Genomic DNA, 16470 nt, shown 5'->3' with positions numbered 1-16470 from the left:
TTGATTAAAAAGGGAAGAAAATGATAAGCTTAAAAGAGGCTTTAACATACTCAAAAGAAGAACTAAAAGAGCTTAAAAAAGAGCTAAATTTAAGAGCTTTAAAGCAAAAAGAGCTTGGAGCTTATGTCGAGCAGTTTTTAGCAGAGCCTTTGAGCGAGGTTGAAGAAAGCGGAGTTCCTATTGCTATTAAGGATAATATCAGCGTTAAGGGCTGGGAGCTAACTTGTGCGAGTAAGATCTTGCAAGGCTACATCGCCCCTTATGATGCGACAGCCATTGTAAATTTAAAGCAAAATGGTTTTGTGCCCTTTGGACGCACCAATATGGACGAATTTGCTATGGGAAGTTCTACGGCTACTTCATGTTATGGCAAAACCCTTAATCCTTTAAATTTAAGCAAGTCTCCTGGCGGAAGTAGCGGAGGAAGTGCTGCTGCTGTGGCTAGTGGCTTAGCCTTAGCAAGTCTAGGAAGTGATACAGGAGGATCAGTTCGCCAGCCAGCTGCTTTTTGTGGCTGTGTGGGTCTTAAGCCAAGTTATGGCAGAGTGAGCAGATACGGCCTTGCAGCGTATTCTTCAAGCTTAGATCAAATCGGGGTTTTAGCTAGAAGTGTCGAAGATGCAGCCCTTTTGTATGATGCTATTGCAGGACACGATGAAAAAGATAGCACCAGTGCTAAGCTTGATTTTATCAAAACAGCCCCAAAGTTAAATGCAAATAAGAACTTTAATATTATCGTTATTGAAAATTACATAAATGAGGCAAGCGAGGAGGTAAAAAAGGCTCTTTTAAAAGCAGTTGATATGCTAAAAGCAGCAGGACATAGCATAATTTATAAAAACTTACTTGATTTTAAATATGACATAGCAGCTTATTATATCATCGCTACAGCTGAAGCAAGTGCGAATTTAAGCAGGTATGACGGCATTCGCTACGGACAAAGGGCGAGGGATTTTAAAAATCTTAAGGATTTATATGTAAATACCAGATCTCAGGGCCTTGGCGAGGAGGTTAAAAGAAGGATCTTGCTAGGCTCTTTTGTGCTAAGTAGTGGCTATTATGATGCTTATTATATCAAGGCCTTAAAGGCAAGAGCCTTGATAAGAGCTAAGTATGAGGAGCTTTTTAAAGAAGGTGAGCTTATCTTTATGCCTGTAAGTCCTACCACAGCCTTTGGCTTTGAGAGTAAAAAAAGTCCTATGCAGGTGTATTTAGAAGATATTTATACAATTTCTGCAAATCTTGCAGGACTTGGGGCTATTTCTGTGCCTATTGCTAAGGATAAGGAAGGGCTTAATATCTCAGCTCAGCTTCTTTGCAAGGCCTTTGATGAGCAAAGCTTACTTGATGGGGCATTGAGTTTAGAAAATATAATAAAAAATGCCTGAGCTTTTGAAACCTTTAAGCAATGCAAATAGGCTATAATAATAAAATTTAAGCTTTAAGGAGGATAGATGAGGATTGTAAAAAGAGCCTTAACCTTTGAAGATGTGCTTTTGCTCCCTGCTTATTCAGAAGTTTTACCTAAAGATGTTGATATTAAAAGTAAGCTCACTCAAAAAATAACCCTAAATATGCCTATCATTTCAGCTGCTATGGACACGGTTACTGAACACCGTGCAGCAATTACCATGGCTAGGCTTGGAGGGCTTGGGATTATCCATAAAAATATGGACATTGCTTCTCAGGCAAGAGAGGTAAAACGCGTTAAAAAAAGTGAAAGTGGGGTTATTTTTGATCCTATATTTATAGACGCAAAAGCTAAGGTGCGTGAAGCCTTAGAGCTTATGGCAGAATATAGAATTTCAGGTGTTCCTGTTGTCAATAAAGAAAAAAAACTTATAGGTATTTTAACAAATCGTGATTTAAGATTTGAGACAAATTTAGACAATCTAGTTGAAGCAGTGATGACAAAGCCGCCTCTCATCACAGCTTTAAAGGGTTGCACCCTTGATGATGCAGAAAGGATTTTTAGTAAAAATAAGGTTGAAAAATTACCTATCGTTGATAAAAATGGGCGTTTAGAGGGGCTTATTACGATAAAAGATCTTAAAAAACGCAAAGAATATCCAAATTCAAACAAAGATGCTTTTGGGCGTTTGGTTGTCGGTGCTGCTGTTGGTGTTTATCAAATGGACAGAGTTGATGCCTTGGTGGAAGCTGGGGTGGATATTGTAGTATTAGATAGCGCTCATGGACATTCAAAGGGTATCATTGATACGGTAAAAGCGATAAAGGAAAAATACAAAAATCTAGAGCTTATAGCAGGCAATGTCGCTACAGCAGCTGCTACAAAAGCCTTATGTGAAGCAGGTGCTGATGTTGTGAAAGTGGGCATAGGTCCTGGAAGTATTTGTACCACACGCATTGTTTCAGGTGTTGGAGTGCCTCAAATTTCAGCTATTGATGAGTGTGCGAGTGAGGCTAAAAAGCATGGGGTAAGTGTTATAGCTGATGGGGGTATTAAGTATTCAGGCGATATCGCAAAGGCTATTGCCGTTGGTGCAAGTTCTGTTATGGTGGGTTCGCTTTTGGCAGGAACTGATGAAAGCCCGGGAGAGCTTTTTACCTATCAGGGAAGACAGTATAAGAGCTATCGCGGTATGGGTTCGCTTGGAGCTATGCAAAAGGGAAGTTCAGATCGTTATTTTCAAGAAGGAACAGCTAGTGAAAAGCTCGTGCCAGAGGGCATTGAGGGGCGTGTGCCTTATACAGGGAGTATAAGAGGGGTCATTCATCAGCTTTTAGGAGGTCTTCGCTCTTCCATGGGTTATGTTGGGGCTAAGGATATTGCTAGTTTTCAAGAAAAGGCTGAATTTGTTGAGATCACAAGTGCTGGACTCAAGGAAAGTCATGTTCATGATGTGTTTATCACTCAAGAAGCACCAAATTATAAGGTAAGTAATTAATGAGTTTTGAAGAAAAATGTAAAAAAGCTAACGAAGCTCTTGAAAAGCTTAATAACAATGAGCTTAGCCTTGATGATAGTGTAAAAATCTATAAAGAAGGACTTAAAAATATCAAAGAAGCAAGAGAAATTTTAGAAAAAGCAAGGCTTGAAGTGGAGCAAATCGATGAGTAAAATCGCTGCTTTACAGCTTCCAACACTTTCTTTGAGTAATTCAAGGCTTGATTATTATCTTAAGATCGCAAGGGATAATGACGCTAGGCTTGTTGTTTTAGGCGAATATGTGTTAAATAGCTTTTTTACAGAGCTTTTGAGTATGCCTCGCACCATGATAAAAGAACAAAGTTTAAGCAAAAAAGAAAGCCTTATAGAGCTTGCAAAAAGATACGAGCTTCAAATTCTCGCACCCTTTGTGGAAGTTGGGGCAAGATCTTTTAAAAAGCTTTGTTTAAGTGTAGATCAAAATGGCATAAAAAGCTATGAACAGCAAATTTTAATGCCTTATGAGCATTGGAATGAGGAAAAATTTTTTTCTAACAAATGTGAAAAATTAAAACTTTTTACTTTTTCTTATAATGAACTTAAATGTGCTTTAATGTTTGGTTTTGAAGTGCATTTTGATGAGTTTTGGCAAGAAGTAAGAGCTAAGAAAGTAGATCTTGTCATCGTGCCTTGTGCTTGTGCGTTTAATTCTCAGCAAAGATGGCTTGAGCTTTTAAAAACTAGAGCTTTTTTAAATTCTGTAAATATCCTTAGGATAAACCGCATAGGAACTTTAAAAACCCCACATAGTGAGCAAGAATGGTATTTTTACGGGGATACTTTTTTTATTAATGCTTATGCAGAGCTTGTTGATAAGCTTGGCGATAAGGAAGAAATGCTTATCATTGAGCCTAGTAAAGCAGATGAAGCAAGAAAATTATGGGGCTTTGAAAAGCTTATAAAAAAACATTCAAAAGCTTAGTAAGGAAAAGCATGAATACTATCTTGCAAAACAATATCAATGCCCTAGCAAGTGGGACAAACAAACCCTTAGCTCAAAAGTTGCTTGTTTTGCTTGATAGAGGTTTTACTCGTTTTTTTCTTGATGAACATAACAATATCTTTGATAAGAAAAAACAAAGCTTTTTTTATGAGAATTTAGCCGATGAACTAACTTTTTTTGAGCAAAAAATTCTTCATGCGAGTTTTAGATATCCTATTCTTTTCCTTTATGGTATAGGTAATGGTCTTTTGCTTCAAAATTTAGCTCATGGGGGGGGGCATTATAGCCGTATTTTTGTATTTGAGGAAGAATTAGAGCTTATTGCCTTAGCTTTAAGCGTGGTTGATCTAAGTAAGGAACTTTCACAAGGAAGTATTCATATCTTAGATATGCAAGAAGATAAGAGACAAATACAAGCTTTAATGCTTTTTGACCATAAAAACAATATAGAATATTTAAGTTTATATGAACTTTTTATCACTAATTTTTATTATGAGAACTTTTATAAAGAAAAATACTTACTAGCTGATGAGTTTTGTAAGGAATGCATTTTTTTGGTATCAAGTCCTTTTCTTAAACATAAGTCTTTGTATTTTACCTCTTATGAACATATCTTACTTAACACCCCAGCCATGCTTGAAAATATCCCTTTTCAAAGGCTTTTAAGCCAGAGAAAGAATAAATTTGAAAATGCTGTGGTTGTGAGTGCTGGTCCCTCGCTTGCCAAACAGCTTGATTTACTTGCAAAATATCAAGATAAGCTTGTGATTTTTGTTGCTGATGGTGCTTTGAAAAGCATGGAAAATGCAGGCATTAAGCCTGATTATGTGTTAAATATTGATCATACGAATAGGGCTTTGAAATTTTTTGATCCTGATTTAAAGAGGGATTATTTGTGTTTATTATCTACTGCGACGCATCCTGATTTGGTTTGTGCTCTTAATCACAAATGCTTGATTTTAAGATCAGATGATGTGTGTAGGCGTTTTAAGCTAAATGATTTTGGGTATTTGGATACTGGAACTATGGTTTCTCATGCAGCTTATGCAATAGCCTTAGAGCTTGGTTTTAAAAATATCATCATGATAGGACAAGATTTAGCCTTTGATGAAGATGGAAGAACGCATGCAAAGGGTTATGCTTATAGTGAGCATTCACAAAGAGAAATACAAGTTCAAAAGATAAAAACCCTAGCTTATGGTGGAAAAAAAGAAGTTTTAACACATGTATCGTGGAATCATTACCGAATAAAGCTTGAGTTTTTCTTAGCTAATTATCAAGACAAAGCTCATTTTATCAATGCAACAGAGGGAGGAGCTAGGATAGCTTGGACTGAGGAGTTAAGTTTTAAAGAATGTTGTGAAAGACTTTTGAGGGATAAAAAGCCTTATTTTCCTCCTATAAAAACTTTAACTAAGAACAGATCAGATAGACTTTTATCTAAATTTATAGAGAATTTAAAAGAAGATAGCCAAATTTTAGAGTATTTTTTGCAAAATTCCAACTCCTTACATGATATGCTTGAAAATGTTTTAAATGCAAATAAAGATTTGCCCCTAAATTTCTTGCAAAATGTAGTCATAAGTATAGAAAATTTCAACGAACAAATAAGCAAAGACAGCTTACTTGGCGATATTATTTTTAAAGCTTGCTTTTTTCAAAGAGGTGTGATGATTAGCAAGGTGTTAAGTCTTAAACTTATAGATGAGAAATATCACTTGCTTCATTATATCAATGCTTATAAAGAGTGGCTACTGATCTTTCAAGAAGATTTACATAAGAGAAAGGATATTATCTATAAGTCTTTACAATCATACGAAGATGAAGATAAATCTTGATCATTTGCAAGATAAATGCATAAATTTAGCTATAATTAGAATTTATTTATGATGCTAAGGAGAGCTAACTTGCAAAAAATTCACTTTATAGGTATAGGAGGCATTGGCATTTCAGCCCTTGCACGCTTTTTAAAAGAAAAGGGCTTTAGTATAAGTGGGAGTGATTTAAAAGAAAGTAAGATCACAGATGAGCTTTTTAAAGAAGGAGTTAAAATAAGCATTCCCCACAGGGCTCAAAATGTGGCTGGGGCTGATTTGGTGATATACTCAGCTGCCATAAAAGAAGAAAATGTCGAACTTAAAGAGGCACTAAAACAAGGCATTAAATGTCTTTGCAGAAAAGAAGCCCTGCCTCTTATCTTGCAAGATAAAAGAGTCTTTGCCATAGCTGGAGCTCACGGAAAAAGCACCACCTCAAGCATACTAGCTTCTTTAATGAGTGAGGCCTCTGTTATCATAGGGGCTATCTTAAAGGAATTTGGCTCAAATATGATTTATAAGCAAAGTAAAGACTTGATCTTTGAAGCTGATGAAAGCGATAGTTCTTTTTTAAACTCAAACCCCTACCTAGCCATAGTTACAAATGCTGAGGCTGAGCATTTGGATCATTATAAAAACGAGCTTAAAAACTTACACAAGGCTTATGAGGATTTTTTAAGCTTGGCTAAGCTTAGGGTCATTAACGCAGAAGATGAGTTTTTAGCTAGTTTAAATTTAGAAGCCATAAAATTATATCCAAGTAAGGATATCAAAAAGCTTCGCATGAGCGTTCAAAATTTCAAGCCTCATACTAGCTTTGAGCTTAAGGATTTAGGCGAGTTTAGCCTTTTTGGAATGGGGCAGCACTTGGCTATTGATGCAAGTTTAGCCATATTAGCAGCTCTAAATTTCACAGACTTAGATACCATTAAAACAAGGCTTAAATTTTATCAGGGCATTAAGAAAAGATTTGATATTTTATATGCTGATGAAAAAATAGCTTTGATTGATGATTACGGTCATCATCCAACCGAGATTAAAGCCACACTTAAGGCAGCTAAAGAATACGCAAAATTAGCTGGATATAAAAAGATCACAGCCTTTTTTGAGCCTCACCGCTACAGCCGCTTGGCTGCAAATTTAAAGGAATTTAGCAAGGCCTTTGAGGATATTGATGAGCTTGTGATCTTGCCTGTTTATAGTGCTGGAGAGGCTAAAATAAAGCTAAATTTAAAGGATCATTTTAAAAACGCTCTTTTTATAAAAAATCTTAAAAGGGAGGGTAAATTTTTGCTTGATGATAAGGGCAGGGTCTTTGATGAGGGGCTTATGATAGGCTTTAGTGCTGGGGATTTAAGCACAAAATTAAGGGGAAAAGATGGCTAAATTTTTTGTTTTTATCATACTTGTTCTTTTGCTTTTTGCACTAAGCTATGCTCTAAGAAAGAGATTGAGGGATAAAATTTATTATTTTTTCTTTTTTTTCTTTGGGGTTTTAATCATTGTAGCCGTGCTTTTTGAGTTGCGATCTTCAAAGGAGGATAAAAGTAAAGAAGAACTTATCCTAGCCTTTTTTCAAGGTAGTAGCCTAAAATGTAAGGATATTCATGTAAGTAAGGAAAATTTTAATTTTGATTACGGAACAAGTGCTTTTATCGCAAATGATAAAAATGCTAGCCTTAAATTTATGATATTTAATGCAAGGGATTGCGAGCTTGAATAAGGATCTTTTTGCTAAACTTGATCTAAGTTCTTATTTATGGGATTTTGAAGCTCTTTTAGCCAGAAAAAAAAGCTTTGTTTTAGAAGGGGATTCAAGGCTTCATTTTAAACGCATAGAAGAGCTTTTAAAGCTTGATTTTAAACCTCCAAAAGAAGTAGCAAATTTAAATACAGCCCTAATGCATATAAGCAAACAAGGCATTATCCACCTTGATACTTGCTTTGAATTTGTTAAAATTTATCTTTATTTTTCTTATCTTAAAAGTTTAAAGGCTGAAAGGGAGCTTAAAACTTGGCTTGATAAGATTATCCTTGAAAAATCCTTGCTCGAGCTTTGTGCTTATTTTAACGAAAAGGGCGAGCTTAAAGATAGTCTTGATGAGAGGCTTTTACATTTAAATGAGAGCATGAAGCTTAAAAAAGAGCAAATTTCAAGTGAGTTTAAAAGGCTCATTTACACTAAAAATATCAGCTCCTATCTTTTAGATAATCAAATTCATTTTATTAATGGCTTTGATACCCTTTTGGTGCGTGGGGGCTTTGCTAGTTTTTTAAAGGCTAGCATAGTAGCAAGAAGTGCTAATGGAGGCTTTTATGTTAGGCCCCTAAGCATAGAAAGGCTTGAAAATGATATGCAGGGTTTAAGAGAGCAAAAAGAGCAAATTTATTATGAATATGCTAAAAAATTTTCAGCCCTTTTTTATAAATTTCATTCTCATTTAAGCTTTATAAATAGGGCCTTTGATTTATTTGATCACTATCAAGCTAGGGTTTTGTTAGCTAAAAATAAGGACTATGACTTTGTTTTGGCTGATGAGAGTAAGGATTTGATCTTAAAGGACTTTGCTCATCCTATGCTTAAAAATGCCAAAAGCGTTGATGTAAATTTTTCAAAGCAGGTTTTAATCATCACAGGGGTAAATGCAGGAGGCAAAACCATGCTTTTAAAAAGCCTTTTAAGTGCAGCCTTACTTGCTAAATATCTTTTGCCTATGAAAATCAATGCAAATAAAAGCAAGATAGGCTCTTTTAAGGACTTTGAAGCCATTATAGAAGATCCTCAAAATGCCAAAAATGATATCTCCACCTTTGCAGGCAGAATGCTAGCCTTTTCTAAGCTTTTTGAGAAAAAAGAACTTCTTTTAGGCATAGATGAAATAGAGCTTGGAACGGATTTTGAAGAAGCGGCAAGTTTATATAGCGTCTTGGTTGAAAGGCTGATTTTTCAAAAGGCTAAGATCATCATCACAACTCATCATAAAAGACTTGCCTTTTTACTTGCTAAAAATGAAGAGGTCGAGCTTTTGGCTGCTTTGTTTGATGAAAAGCTTATGAGACCAAGATTTGAGTTCTTGCAAGGAACTATAGGAAAGTCCTACGCCTTTGAAACAGCGCTAAGATATGGCATAGCCTTAAATTTGATAGAAAAGGCAAGGAAAAATTATGGGGAGGATAAGCAAAACTTAGAGGAATTAGTTGGAAAAAATATAAATTTAGAACTAAGCTTAAAGCAAGCTCTTATAGAGCTTGAAAATAAGCAAGAAAGGGCAAATGAGCTTTTAAATAGCTTAAAGGAGCAAAAAGAGCTTGAAAAAGAGCGTTTTGATAAGGAGCTTTCAAGGCTTGAACTTGATTTTTACAAGGCGATTGAAGAGGCTAAAAAAAGCATAAGGGCATTAAATTTAAAGGATAAGCAAAGGGCTTTAAATAAGGCAAATGAGCTAAAAAAAGAACTTAGTTTGCCTCAAAAAAATGAGGCTAAGGACTTTAAAATAGGAGATTTTGTAAAATACAATCAAATCAAGGGACAAATCATAAGCCTTTTTAAAAATGAAGCTCTAATAGAAAGCGAGGGGCTAAGGCTTAGGGTAGGGTTAAGCTTACTTAGTCCAAGTTCTAGCATAAGGGCTAAAAATACCAGCAAAATAGAGCTTGTAAGGCTTAAAAATGCTAGTATGAGCCTTGATTTACACGGCTTAAGAAGTGAAGAGGCTATTCAAAGGCTTGATAAATTTATCTCAGATGCCCTAATAGCTGGCTTTGATGAGGTGTTAATTTATCATGGCATAGGCACAGGCAAGCTAGCTTATGCGGTAAAAGAGTTTTTAAAAGCTCATAAAAGTATCAAAGGCTTTAGCGATGCACCCCTTAATCAAGGAGGCTTTGGGGCAAAGCTTGTCAGGCTTTAAATTTATATCTTTTTAAGATAAAATCGCTATAATCTCTAATTTTAGGAGGATAAAATGAAAAAAATAGCGGTCGTTTTTTGTGTGCTACTTGCATTTTTTACACAAATGCTTGAAGCCAATTCAAAGGATAAGAGTATGCAAAAGGAAGTTTATATCGTGCATGGTTTTGATGCAAATCCTAGCAAACATTGGTTTTCATGGCTTAAAGATGAGCTTGAAAAAGAAGGTGCTAAGGTCAATGTTTTAACTATGCCAAATCCTACTGATCCTAAGCTTAGCGAGTGGGTTAAAACTCTTCAAAAGCAGATTAAAGTAGGGGAAAATACCTACATAGTAGGACATTCTTTAGGTTGTATCACGATTTTAAGATATTTAGATAAGCTTAAGAAAAATCAAAAAATCGGTGGCGTTGTGCTTGTAAGTGGTTTTTATGAAAAATTAAGCATTCTACCACAGCTTGATAGTTTTGTAAATCCTACACTTGATTTTGAAAAGGTTTCCAAAATAGCTCAAGAACGCGTTGTGATTTCATCAAGAGATGATATGATTGTTCCTACAAATTTGAGTTCAAATCTTGCTCTTAAATTTAAGGCAACATTTATTCAAACTGAGCTTGGTAAGCATTTTATGCAAGATGACGGATTTACAAGTTTTCCTTTAGTGCTTTCAGTTTTAAATGCTATGTTCGTAGATAAAAGATGAGTTTATAACTCATCTTTATTTGATTTTTGAGCGTTCTTGCTCTAGTCTTTCTTGCATTTGCTTTCTTGTATTTTCAAGCCAGTGTTCATCATTTGCATCAACAAGGGGTAAGCAAATGAGCTTAAGTGTCCCACTTTTCACGCTAAAGCTTTTGCTGTCTAGAATTTTTGATGAATCTACTATGAGAATGGGCTGAATTTTTAAGTTAAGTTTCTCGTTTAAAATTTTAGCTCCACTTTGAAATTTAAGCATTTTATCACTTTTTGAGCGTGTTCCCTCAGGAAAAATAGCCAAAACTCTACCCTCATCAAGTCTTTGTTTAGCCTCTTTTAAAATGCGTACCAAATCGCGTGGATTTTTTCTATCTATGCATAAAAGTTTTGGTTTAATCATCGCATATTTAAAAATAGGGAGTTCTTTAAGTTCTTTTTTGGCTATCCATGCTAAATTTTTAGGATAGAGTGCTTCAAGTGCTATAATGTCAAGCATGCTTTGATGATTCATCAAAATCATACTAGCTTCTTGCTCAAATTCGCCCTCAAGTTCATAATCAAAGCCAAAGATAAAGCCCTGTAACTTAGCCCATTTTTGGCGAATTTGCCAAATTTCATGTTGAGAGCGAGTAAAACAAAAGGCTAGAAACACAAGCAAAACGCTAAGTATGAAAAAGGGTGCGTAAAATACAGCCTTAATTTTTGAGTAAATCATCTTTATGTACCCAACCTATCTTACCATCTTCAAGGAGAATTTTTACATAATCTTGTCTTGTATTTAGCACTTGCACTTCTTCTTCTTTATCGCTGATGTAAAAAGAAGTTGATTGTGATGTTGGCAGTAATTTTGCCTTAGTATTTGCCTTAAGGGTTTGTTTATGTGTTGTTGTATCAACAAGAAAGCTAAGGATAAAAAAGATCAAAGCAGCAACAAAGAAATAATAATTTTTTCTTAAAACAAAGACCAAGGCACAAATTCCAGCCAACACCCAAAGAGCAATTTGTTTGTAAAAATTAAGATCATTGTTTTTTGGATTAAGATCAGTTTGTGTGCTTATCTCATCATCATCGCTTATTTCAACCTTTAAATTTATATTTTCAAGCTTTTGTGTTTGCGTGTTAAAATAACTAAACTCAATATTTTGTTTTGATGGCTCAAAAACAGCTGAATAATAAGCACTTGAAGCATTGAAATCTCCTTGGATATTATCTACTCTTTGCTGTAAAATTTGAGGATCTTTGAGTTTAAAGTATTTTAAATTTGCATTTTGAGCTTTTAAATGAATAATCATGACTAAATTTTTATCATCAAAATAATTTGTCTTGAAAAGACTAACTTCAAGGTTTTTAGCAACAATTTGTGAATAATTTTTATCCACATCAACCCTTTTAAATTCTATAGGATTTAAATTTAAAATCGAGCTTTGAAAAATATCATTATTTCTTGTTAAAGAAACAATGATTTGGCTTAAATTTGCATTTGCACTATGGGCTTGAAAATAAAGTGTGGTTTGGTAGGTATTGCCATCTTTTTGCCATTTTACTTTAGGATTTAAAAATTCCAAATCATTACTTTTGCTAAATTCAAGCTTAAAGTCAAATAGTGTATTTTCATTTGTTATGGCTTGTAAATTTATGGAAAAAACTTCGCCTATAAAGTATTGTCCCTTATAATCACTTGCATTAAGAACCAAAGAATTTGAAGCTATATAGGGATCAATATTGTTTTCTTCGTAGTTTCCAAGCTCATCACTTGGTAAAATATTGTTATAAATTTCTTTTTCTTTATCATCAAGTTCAATACTAAATGCCTGAACAATAAGCATAGTAATAAGTAAAATTTTTTTTATCATAAGAAACCCTTAAGCATTTTAAGTCCTATTTTACTACCCAAAAGCTCATCACAAGCCCTTTCAGGGTGAGGCATGAGACCAAAAATCCTTTTACCCTCATCGCAAATTCCAGCGATATCATCGCTTGAGCCGTTTGGATTATCCTCATATTTAAGAGTGATGAGATCTTTGTCTTGAAGGTTTTTAAGCGTAGACTCATCAGCGTAAAAATTTCCTTCTCCGTGTGCTATAGGTAAGCTTATAAGCTCATCTTTTTGGAAATTTTTTAAAAGGGTATTGTTGTTTGAGATAATTTTTAAGCTTTGATCTTTGGCTATGAAATTAAGATTTTTATTTCTTAAAAGTGTGCCTTTTAAAAGGTGAAGTTCGGTAAGCATTTGAAAGCCGTTACAAATTCCAAGTATAAAACCACCTTTTTTGGCATGTTCTAAAACCACTTTCATCGCAGGGGAAAATTTCGCAATCGCCCCACATCTTAGATAATCCCCATAAGAAAAACCACCCGGCAAAACGATCAAATCAGCACTAAAATCCTGCCTTTCATGCCAAATGATCTCAGCACTAACGCCAAGCTTTGAAAAGGCGCAAGCTGTGTCAAATTCACAATTTACTCCGGGAAGCTGAATGATGGCTATTTTCATATCAAAATCTCGTAATTTTCAATAACCGTATTTGCCAAAAGCTCTTCACACATCGCCTTAGCTTGCTCTAAGGCTTTGTTTTTGTCCGTTTCATCGAGCTTAAAGCTGATTTCTTTTGATACCTTAACATCGCTTACTTTAGTGAAATTCAAGGAATACAAAGCCTTTTCTATGGCTTTTCCTTGAGGATCAAGCACCCCTTCTTTTAAAAATACTCGAATAACAACTTTCATCTTAGCCCATTATCCTTTTTAAAACTTCCTCATAAGCCATTTTTACATTACCCAAGTCTTGTCTAAAGCGGTCTTTATCAAGCTTTTCGTTTGTTGCTTTATCCCAAAATCTGCAGCTATCAGGGCTGATTTCATCAGCTAAAACAAGCTCATTATCTTTGGTAAAGCCAAGTTCGATTTTAAAGTCAATGAGGCGTAAATTTTTGCTGTCAAAGAAAGGCAAAAGTATGGAGTTGATTTTCTTTGCGATATCTTTGATTTCTTTGATTTGGTTTTCATTTTGCACCAAATTTAAGAGCAAACAATGATCATCATTGATAAAAGGATCGCCTAAGGCATCATCTTTAAGACAAAATTCCACCAAGGTAAAAGGCAAAATAGTGCCTTCTTTGATACCAAGCCTTTTGCTAAGAGAACCTGTAGCGATATTTCTAACGATGACCTCGATAGGAACGATTTTGCATTTTTTCACAAGCTGTTCGGTCTGGCTTATAGTTTTTACAAGATGTGTTTTGATACCATTTTTTTCAAGCAAATGAAAAAGCTCGGTTGAAATTTTACAATTTAACGCACCTTTTCCTTGCTCACTCCCTTTTTTTTCCGCATTAAAAGCGGTTAAGTCGTCTTTAAATTCGCTGATGAGTAGGTTTTCATCATCAGTTTTGTATAGCTTTTTACCCTTGCCCTCATACAAAAGCTCTTGTTTAGTCATTTTTTATACCTTGAATATTGAGGATTTTTACAGCATCAATAGCCGATTTTAGCTGTGCGTCGTTGTTGATTTGAGTTTTTGTTATGAGATTTTTATCCTCTTTTGAGCTTTTTGGCTTGCTTTGTTCGATTTTTTGAAGTTCCCCTTCAAGATGAAATTTCAAATCACTTTCTTTAATGCTAAAATTATTATCAATCACATTGATCTTGCCCGCCATAACTTCTATATCAGGCTTTACACCCACAGCTTGTATAGTTCTCCCACTTGGTAGATAATATCTTGCTATAGTAAGTCTTATACCCTCAGTTTTATTGATAGGCACGATATTTTGAACACTACCCTTGCCAAAGGTATTTTCTCCTATGATGATAGCTCTTTTAAGATCTTGTAAAGCCCCACTTACGATCTCGCTAGCACTAGCACTTCCACCATTGACAAGAACAACAAGGGGAGCTTTTGTAATTTTCTTTTTAGCACTTGCTTCATAGCTTCTATCCTCGCCTTCAATTCTTCCTTTTTGAGAAACAATCACACCCTTATCAACGAATAAATTTGTAAGTCCTATGGCTTGATCTAAGAGACCTCCCGGATTATTTCTAAGATCAAGAACTATACCCTTTACTTCAGGGTATTGTTTGATGAATTTGCTTGCATCAGCAGTTACTTTTTCGTTGAAATTTGTAACCCTAAGATATAGAATATCTTCATCTTCGATCATCTTAGCATAAACACTATCAACCTTGATAATATCCCTTGTTACACTTACATCAAAGGGCTGTATATTTCCCTTTCTAAATATAGTTAAATTGACCTTAGTTTTAGGCTTACCTCGCATTTTTTCCACAGCTTCATTGAGGCTTAGATTAAGGGTTGATTCTCCATCTATTCTTAAGATAACATCGCCTGATTTAATCCCAGCTTTATCAGCAGGTGTTCCCTCAATAGGCGCAACAACAGTTAATGCTCCGTCTTTCATCTCTATAGTGATACCAAGTCCGCCAAATTCCCCACTTGTTTGAATTTTAAGCTCTTTAAATTCTTTTTCATTCATAAAAGAAGAGTGTGCGTCTAAATTTGAAAGCAAACCAGAAATCGACTTATCGATTAGGTCCGTAATATTTTGCTCATCGACATAAAACTGCTCCACCATAGAAAGGGTTTTAGTATATTTATCTAAGGCTTCTAAACGCTTGTTGATTTGTGCGTTTTTTGAATTGTCGGTTTTTGCATAGGAATTTGTTGTAAGTAAAAAGCATAAAGATAAGGCACTTATAAAGCCAAGTATGCTCATGAGAATCTTTTTTGTTTTCAAGTTCAGCTCCTTTGATTTAAAAATCTTATTTTATTAAATTTTGTTTAAAATTTCATAAATAAAAATTTTTTATCCTTAAAAAATTCGAATATTTTTGTGATAAAATTTCTGATATATTTATAAGGAAGCGTATTTATGTCAAAATCTCACATACATTCAAAAGGGCACGATAGAGCAATGATTAATCGCTTAAGTAAGAGCATAGGACACTTAGAGCGAGTTAGACAGATGATAGAGCAGGGGAAGGATTGTGCTGAAGTGCTAATACAACTTGCTGCTGTGCGTGGAGAGATTAATGCTACTGGCAAAAGTATACTTAAGGAGCATTTGAGCCATTGTATTTTGCATGCTATTGAAGAAGGCGATGAACAGAAGATAGAAGAGTTAAATAAGGCTATTGATATGTTTGTGAAATAAAAGAGTTTTAAGCTCTCTTTTGATATAATCATAAACTTCATTCAAGTAGTATAGTTGCAATGTTTTGCCTAATTATATTTTAAGGATTTTTGTGTGAGAAGTATTTTTTTATTATTTTTTTCTATTTTAAGCCTTTTTGCAAAGCCTATTGTGAGCGTTTCCATACCTCCACAAGCCTTTTTTGTGGAAAAAATCGCTAAAGATAAGCTAGAAATTAATATCATCGTGCCACCAAATACTGATGAGCATAATGTGGATTTTAAGCCTGAAATCATGGCAAAGCTTGAAAAAAGTGATATTTATTTTACTACAGGACTTGAGTTTGAAAAAATCATGCTTGATAAATTTAAGAGCCTTTTTAAAAATCTTGAGATCGTAGATTTAACAAGGGGTGTAAAAATCATTCAAGAAAGGCATTCACACGAACATTCTCATCATGAAAATGAACCACACATTTGGCTTGATCCTATCCTAGTCAAAACTCAGGCTCAAACGATAGCCGACGCTTTAAGCGCTAAATATCCGCAAGAAAAGGTGTTTTTTGAGGCAAATTTAGAGGAATTTCAAAAAGAACTTGATAGTCTCAACGCTGAAATTTTAGAGCTTTTAAAGGATAAAAAAGGCAAAAAATTTATCGTTTATCACCCAAGTTGGACTTATTTTGCCCTAAGATATAATTTGGTGCAAATTCCGGTTGAAATCGAGGGAAAAGAGCCTAAAATTAAGGATTTAAAAGCCCTTATTGAAAAAGCTAAGAAAGAGGCAGTAAAAACGATTTTTGTGCAAAAAGGTTTTCCTCAAAATGCAGCCAAAACCTTAGCCAAAGAAATTGGTGCAAAGGTGCTGGAAATCGATCATTTAAGTAGGAATTGGGATAAAGAGCTTCTAAAAAGTGCGCAAATTTTAAGTGAAAATTAAAAGCTTAAATTTCATTTTATTGTAGATAAATTTAAGCCTTTTAAAAGCTTAGTAAAACTTCCTTAAAA

The 16470-nt window shown here is 34.6% G+C and carries 17 protein-coding genes; 11 read left to right on the top strand and 6 right to left on the bottom strand.

All coding sequences use genetic code 11. The annotated features are described in order from the left end of the window. Window positions 1-20 precede the first annotated feature (20 nt). From gatA to DMB92_RS03520, 9 genes are all read left to right on the top strand, one after another. Window positions 21-1388 carry an Asp-tRNA(Asn)/Glu-tRNA(Gln) amidotransferase subunit GatA gene (gene gatA, locus DMB92_RS03560; protein WP_142681684.1) on the top strand — a complete coding sequence of 456 codons (1368 nt, stop codon included), beginning with the start codon at window positions 21-23 and terminating at the stop codon, window positions 1386-1388. 66 nt (window positions 1389-1454) lie between these two features. Next, on the top strand, window positions 1455-2909 hold the full coding sequence (guaB, locus tag DMB92_RS03555) for an IMP dehydrogenase (protein ID WP_142681683.1): 1455 nt from the start codon (window positions 1455-1457) through the stop codon (window positions 2907-2909). Beyond that, window positions 2909-3082: an exodeoxyribonuclease VII small subunit gene (gene xseB / locus DMB92_RS03550; protein WP_142681682.1), complete on the top strand. Its 174-nt coding sequence runs from the start codon at window positions 2909-2911 to the stop codon at window positions 3080-3082. The genes guaB and xseB overlap by 1 nt, the downstream gene beginning before the upstream one ends. Continuing rightward, window positions 3075-3872: a carbon-nitrogen hydrolase family protein gene (locus DMB92_RS03545; protein ID WP_142681681.1), complete on the top strand. Its 798-nt coding sequence runs from the start codon at window positions 3075-3077 to the stop codon at window positions 3870-3872. The genes xseB and DMB92_RS03545 overlap by 8 nt, the downstream gene beginning before the upstream one ends. A gap of 11 nt (window positions 3873-3883) precedes the next feature. Beyond that, window positions 3884-5731 (top strand): motility associated factor glycosyltransferase family protein, encoded by a 1848-nt coding sequence (locus DMB92_RS03540; protein WP_142681680.1) that lies wholly within the window; start codon window positions 3884-3886, stop codon window positions 5729-5731. Window positions 5732-5800: 69 nt separating this feature from the next. Continuing rightward, window positions 5801-7096, top strand: coding sequence for a UDP-N-acetylmuramate--L-alanine ligase (murC, locus tag DMB92_RS03535; protein ID WP_260604741.1), 1296 nt, complete (start codon window positions 5801-5803; stop codon window positions 7094-7096). Next, window positions 7089-7433 (top strand): hypothetical protein, encoded by a 345-nt coding sequence (locus DMB92_RS03530; protein WP_142681679.1) that lies wholly within the window; start codon window positions 7089-7091, stop codon window positions 7431-7433. The genes murC and DMB92_RS03530 overlap by 8 nt, the downstream gene beginning before the upstream one ends. Beyond that, a complete protein-coding gene (locus DMB92_RS03525; protein WP_409513388.1) occupies window positions 7417-9621 on the top strand; it encodes an endonuclease MutS2 in 2205 nt (734 codons plus the stop codon). The genes DMB92_RS03530 and DMB92_RS03525 overlap by 17 nt, the downstream gene beginning before the upstream one ends. A gap of 54 nt (window positions 9622-9675) precedes the next feature. Continuing rightward, window positions 9676-10323, top strand: coding sequence for an RBBP9/YdeN family alpha/beta hydrolase (locus tag DMB92_RS03520; RefSeq protein WP_221886246.1), 648 nt, complete (start codon window positions 9676-9678; stop codon window positions 10321-10323). A gap of 15 nt (window positions 10324-10338) precedes the next feature. On the opposite strand, the gene DMB92_RS03515 is transcribed toward DMB92_RS03520, so the two are convergent. From DMB92_RS03515 to DMB92_RS03490, 6 genes are read right to left on the bottom strand one after another with little or no spacing between them, the layout of a single operon-like run. After that, complete coding sequence (locus DMB92_RS03515; RefSeq protein WP_142681677.1) at window positions 10339-11031, bottom strand: lysophospholipid acyltransferase family protein; 693 nt, start codon at window positions 11029-11031, stop codon at window positions 10339-10341. Further along, window positions 11012-12169: an SH3 domain-containing protein gene (locus DMB92_RS03510; protein WP_260604740.1), complete on the bottom strand. Its 1158-nt coding sequence runs from the start codon at window positions 12167-12169 to the stop codon at window positions 11012-11014. Before DMB92_RS03510 ends, DMB92_RS03515 begins: the two co-directional genes overlap by 20 nt. Continuing rightward, complete coding sequence (gene purQ, locus DMB92_RS03505) at window positions 12166-12810, bottom strand: phosphoribosylformylglycinamidine synthase subunit PurQ (protein ID WP_142681676.1); 645 nt, start codon at window positions 12808-12810, stop codon at window positions 12166-12168. The genes DMB92_RS03510 and purQ overlap by 4 nt, the downstream gene beginning before the upstream one ends. Beyond that, window positions 12807-13043 carry a phosphoribosylformylglycinamidine synthase subunit PurS gene (gene purS, locus DMB92_RS03500; protein ID WP_142681675.1) on the bottom strand — a complete coding sequence of 79 codons (237 nt, stop codon included), beginning with the start codon at window positions 13041-13043 and terminating at the stop codon, window positions 12807-12809. The genes purQ and purS overlap by 4 nt, the downstream gene beginning before the upstream one ends. 1 nt (window position 13044) lies before the next feature. Further along, on the bottom strand, window positions 13045-13755 hold the full coding sequence (gene purC / locus DMB92_RS03495; RefSeq protein ID WP_142681674.1) for a phosphoribosylaminoimidazolesuccinocarboxamide synthase: 711 nt from the start codon (window positions 13753-13755) through the stop codon (window positions 13045-13047). Continuing rightward, entirely contained in the window at window positions 13748-15067 is a 1320-nt protein-coding gene (locus DMB92_RS03490) for a S41 family peptidase (RefSeq protein ID WP_260604739.1), read from the bottom strand. The genes purC and DMB92_RS03490 overlap by 8 nt, the downstream gene beginning before the upstream one ends. 135 nt (window positions 15068-15202) lie before the next feature. Between DMB92_RS03490 and DMB92_RS03485 the strand changes: the two genes are divergently transcribed. Then, the gene (locus DMB92_RS03485; RefSeq protein WP_142681673.1) at window positions 15203-15484 is read left to right on the top strand and encodes a metal-sensing transcriptional repressor; all 282 of its coding nucleotides are present in this window, start codon (window positions 15203-15205) and stop codon (window positions 15482-15484) included. A gap of 93 nt (window positions 15485-15577) precedes the next feature. Further along, a complete protein-coding gene (locus tag DMB92_RS03480; RefSeq protein ID WP_142681672.1) occupies window positions 15578-16402 on the top strand; it encodes a metal ABC transporter solute-binding protein, Zn/Mn family in 825 nt (274 codons plus the stop codon). Window positions 16403-16470: the final 68 nt, after the last annotated feature.

The organism is Campylobacter sp. MIT 99-7217 (assembly GCF_006864365.1).
Lineage (GTDB): Bacteria > Campylobacterota > Campylobacteria > Campylobacterales > Campylobacteraceae > Campylobacter_D.
This window is presented reverse-complemented; position numbering and strand designations above follow the sequence as displayed.

Bases quoted from the DNA above. Each gene is read 5' to 3' on its own strand.
- purQ (WP_142681676.1), bottom strand. From the start codon at position 12,810: ATGAAAATAGCCATCATTCAGCTTCCCGGAGTAAATTGTGAATTTGAC.
- guaB (WP_142681683.1), top strand. From the start codon at position 1,455: ATGAGGATTGTAAAAAGAGCCTTAACCTTTGAAGATGTGCTTTTGCTC.
- DMB92_RS03510 (WP_260604740.1), bottom strand. From the start codon at position 12,169: ATGATAAAAAAAATTTTACTTATTACTATGCTTATTGTTCAGGCATTT.
- purS (WP_142681675.1), bottom strand. From the start codon at position 13,043: ATGAAAGTTGTTATTCGAGTATTTTTAAAAGAAGGGGTGCTTGATCCT.
- DMB92_RS03485 (WP_142681673.1), top strand. From the start codon at position 15,203: ATGTCAAAATCTCACATACATTCAAAAGGGCACGATAGAGCAATGATT.
- gatA (WP_142681684.1), top strand. From the start codon at position 21: ATGATAAGCTTAAAAGAGGCTTTAACATACTCAAAAGAAGAACTAAAA.
- DMB92_RS03515 (WP_142681677.1), bottom strand. From the start codon at position 11,031: ATGATTTACTCAAAAATTAAGGCTGTATTTTACGCACCCTTTTTCATA.
- DMB92_RS03545 (WP_142681681.1), top strand. From the start codon at position 3,075: ATGAGTAAAATCGCTGCTTTACAGCTTCCAACACTTTCTTTGAGTAAT.
- DMB92_RS03530 (WP_142681679.1), top strand. From the start codon at position 7,089: ATGGCTAAATTTTTTGTTTTTATCATACTTGTTCTTTTGCTTTTTGCA.
- purC (WP_142681674.1), bottom strand. From the start codon at position 13,755: ATGACTAAACAAGAGCTTTTGTATGAGGGCAAGGGTAAAAAGCTATAC.
- xseB (WP_142681682.1), top strand. From the start codon at position 2,909: ATGAGTTTTGAAGAAAAATGTAAAAAAGCTAACGAAGCTCTTGAAAAG.
- DMB92_RS03520 (WP_221886246.1), top strand. From the start codon at position 9,676: ATGAAAAAAATAGCGGTCGTTTTTTGTGTGCTACTTGCATTTTTTACA.
- DMB92_RS03540 (WP_142681680.1), top strand. From the start codon at position 3,884: ATGAATACTATCTTGCAAAACAATATCAATGCCCTAGCAAGTGGGACA.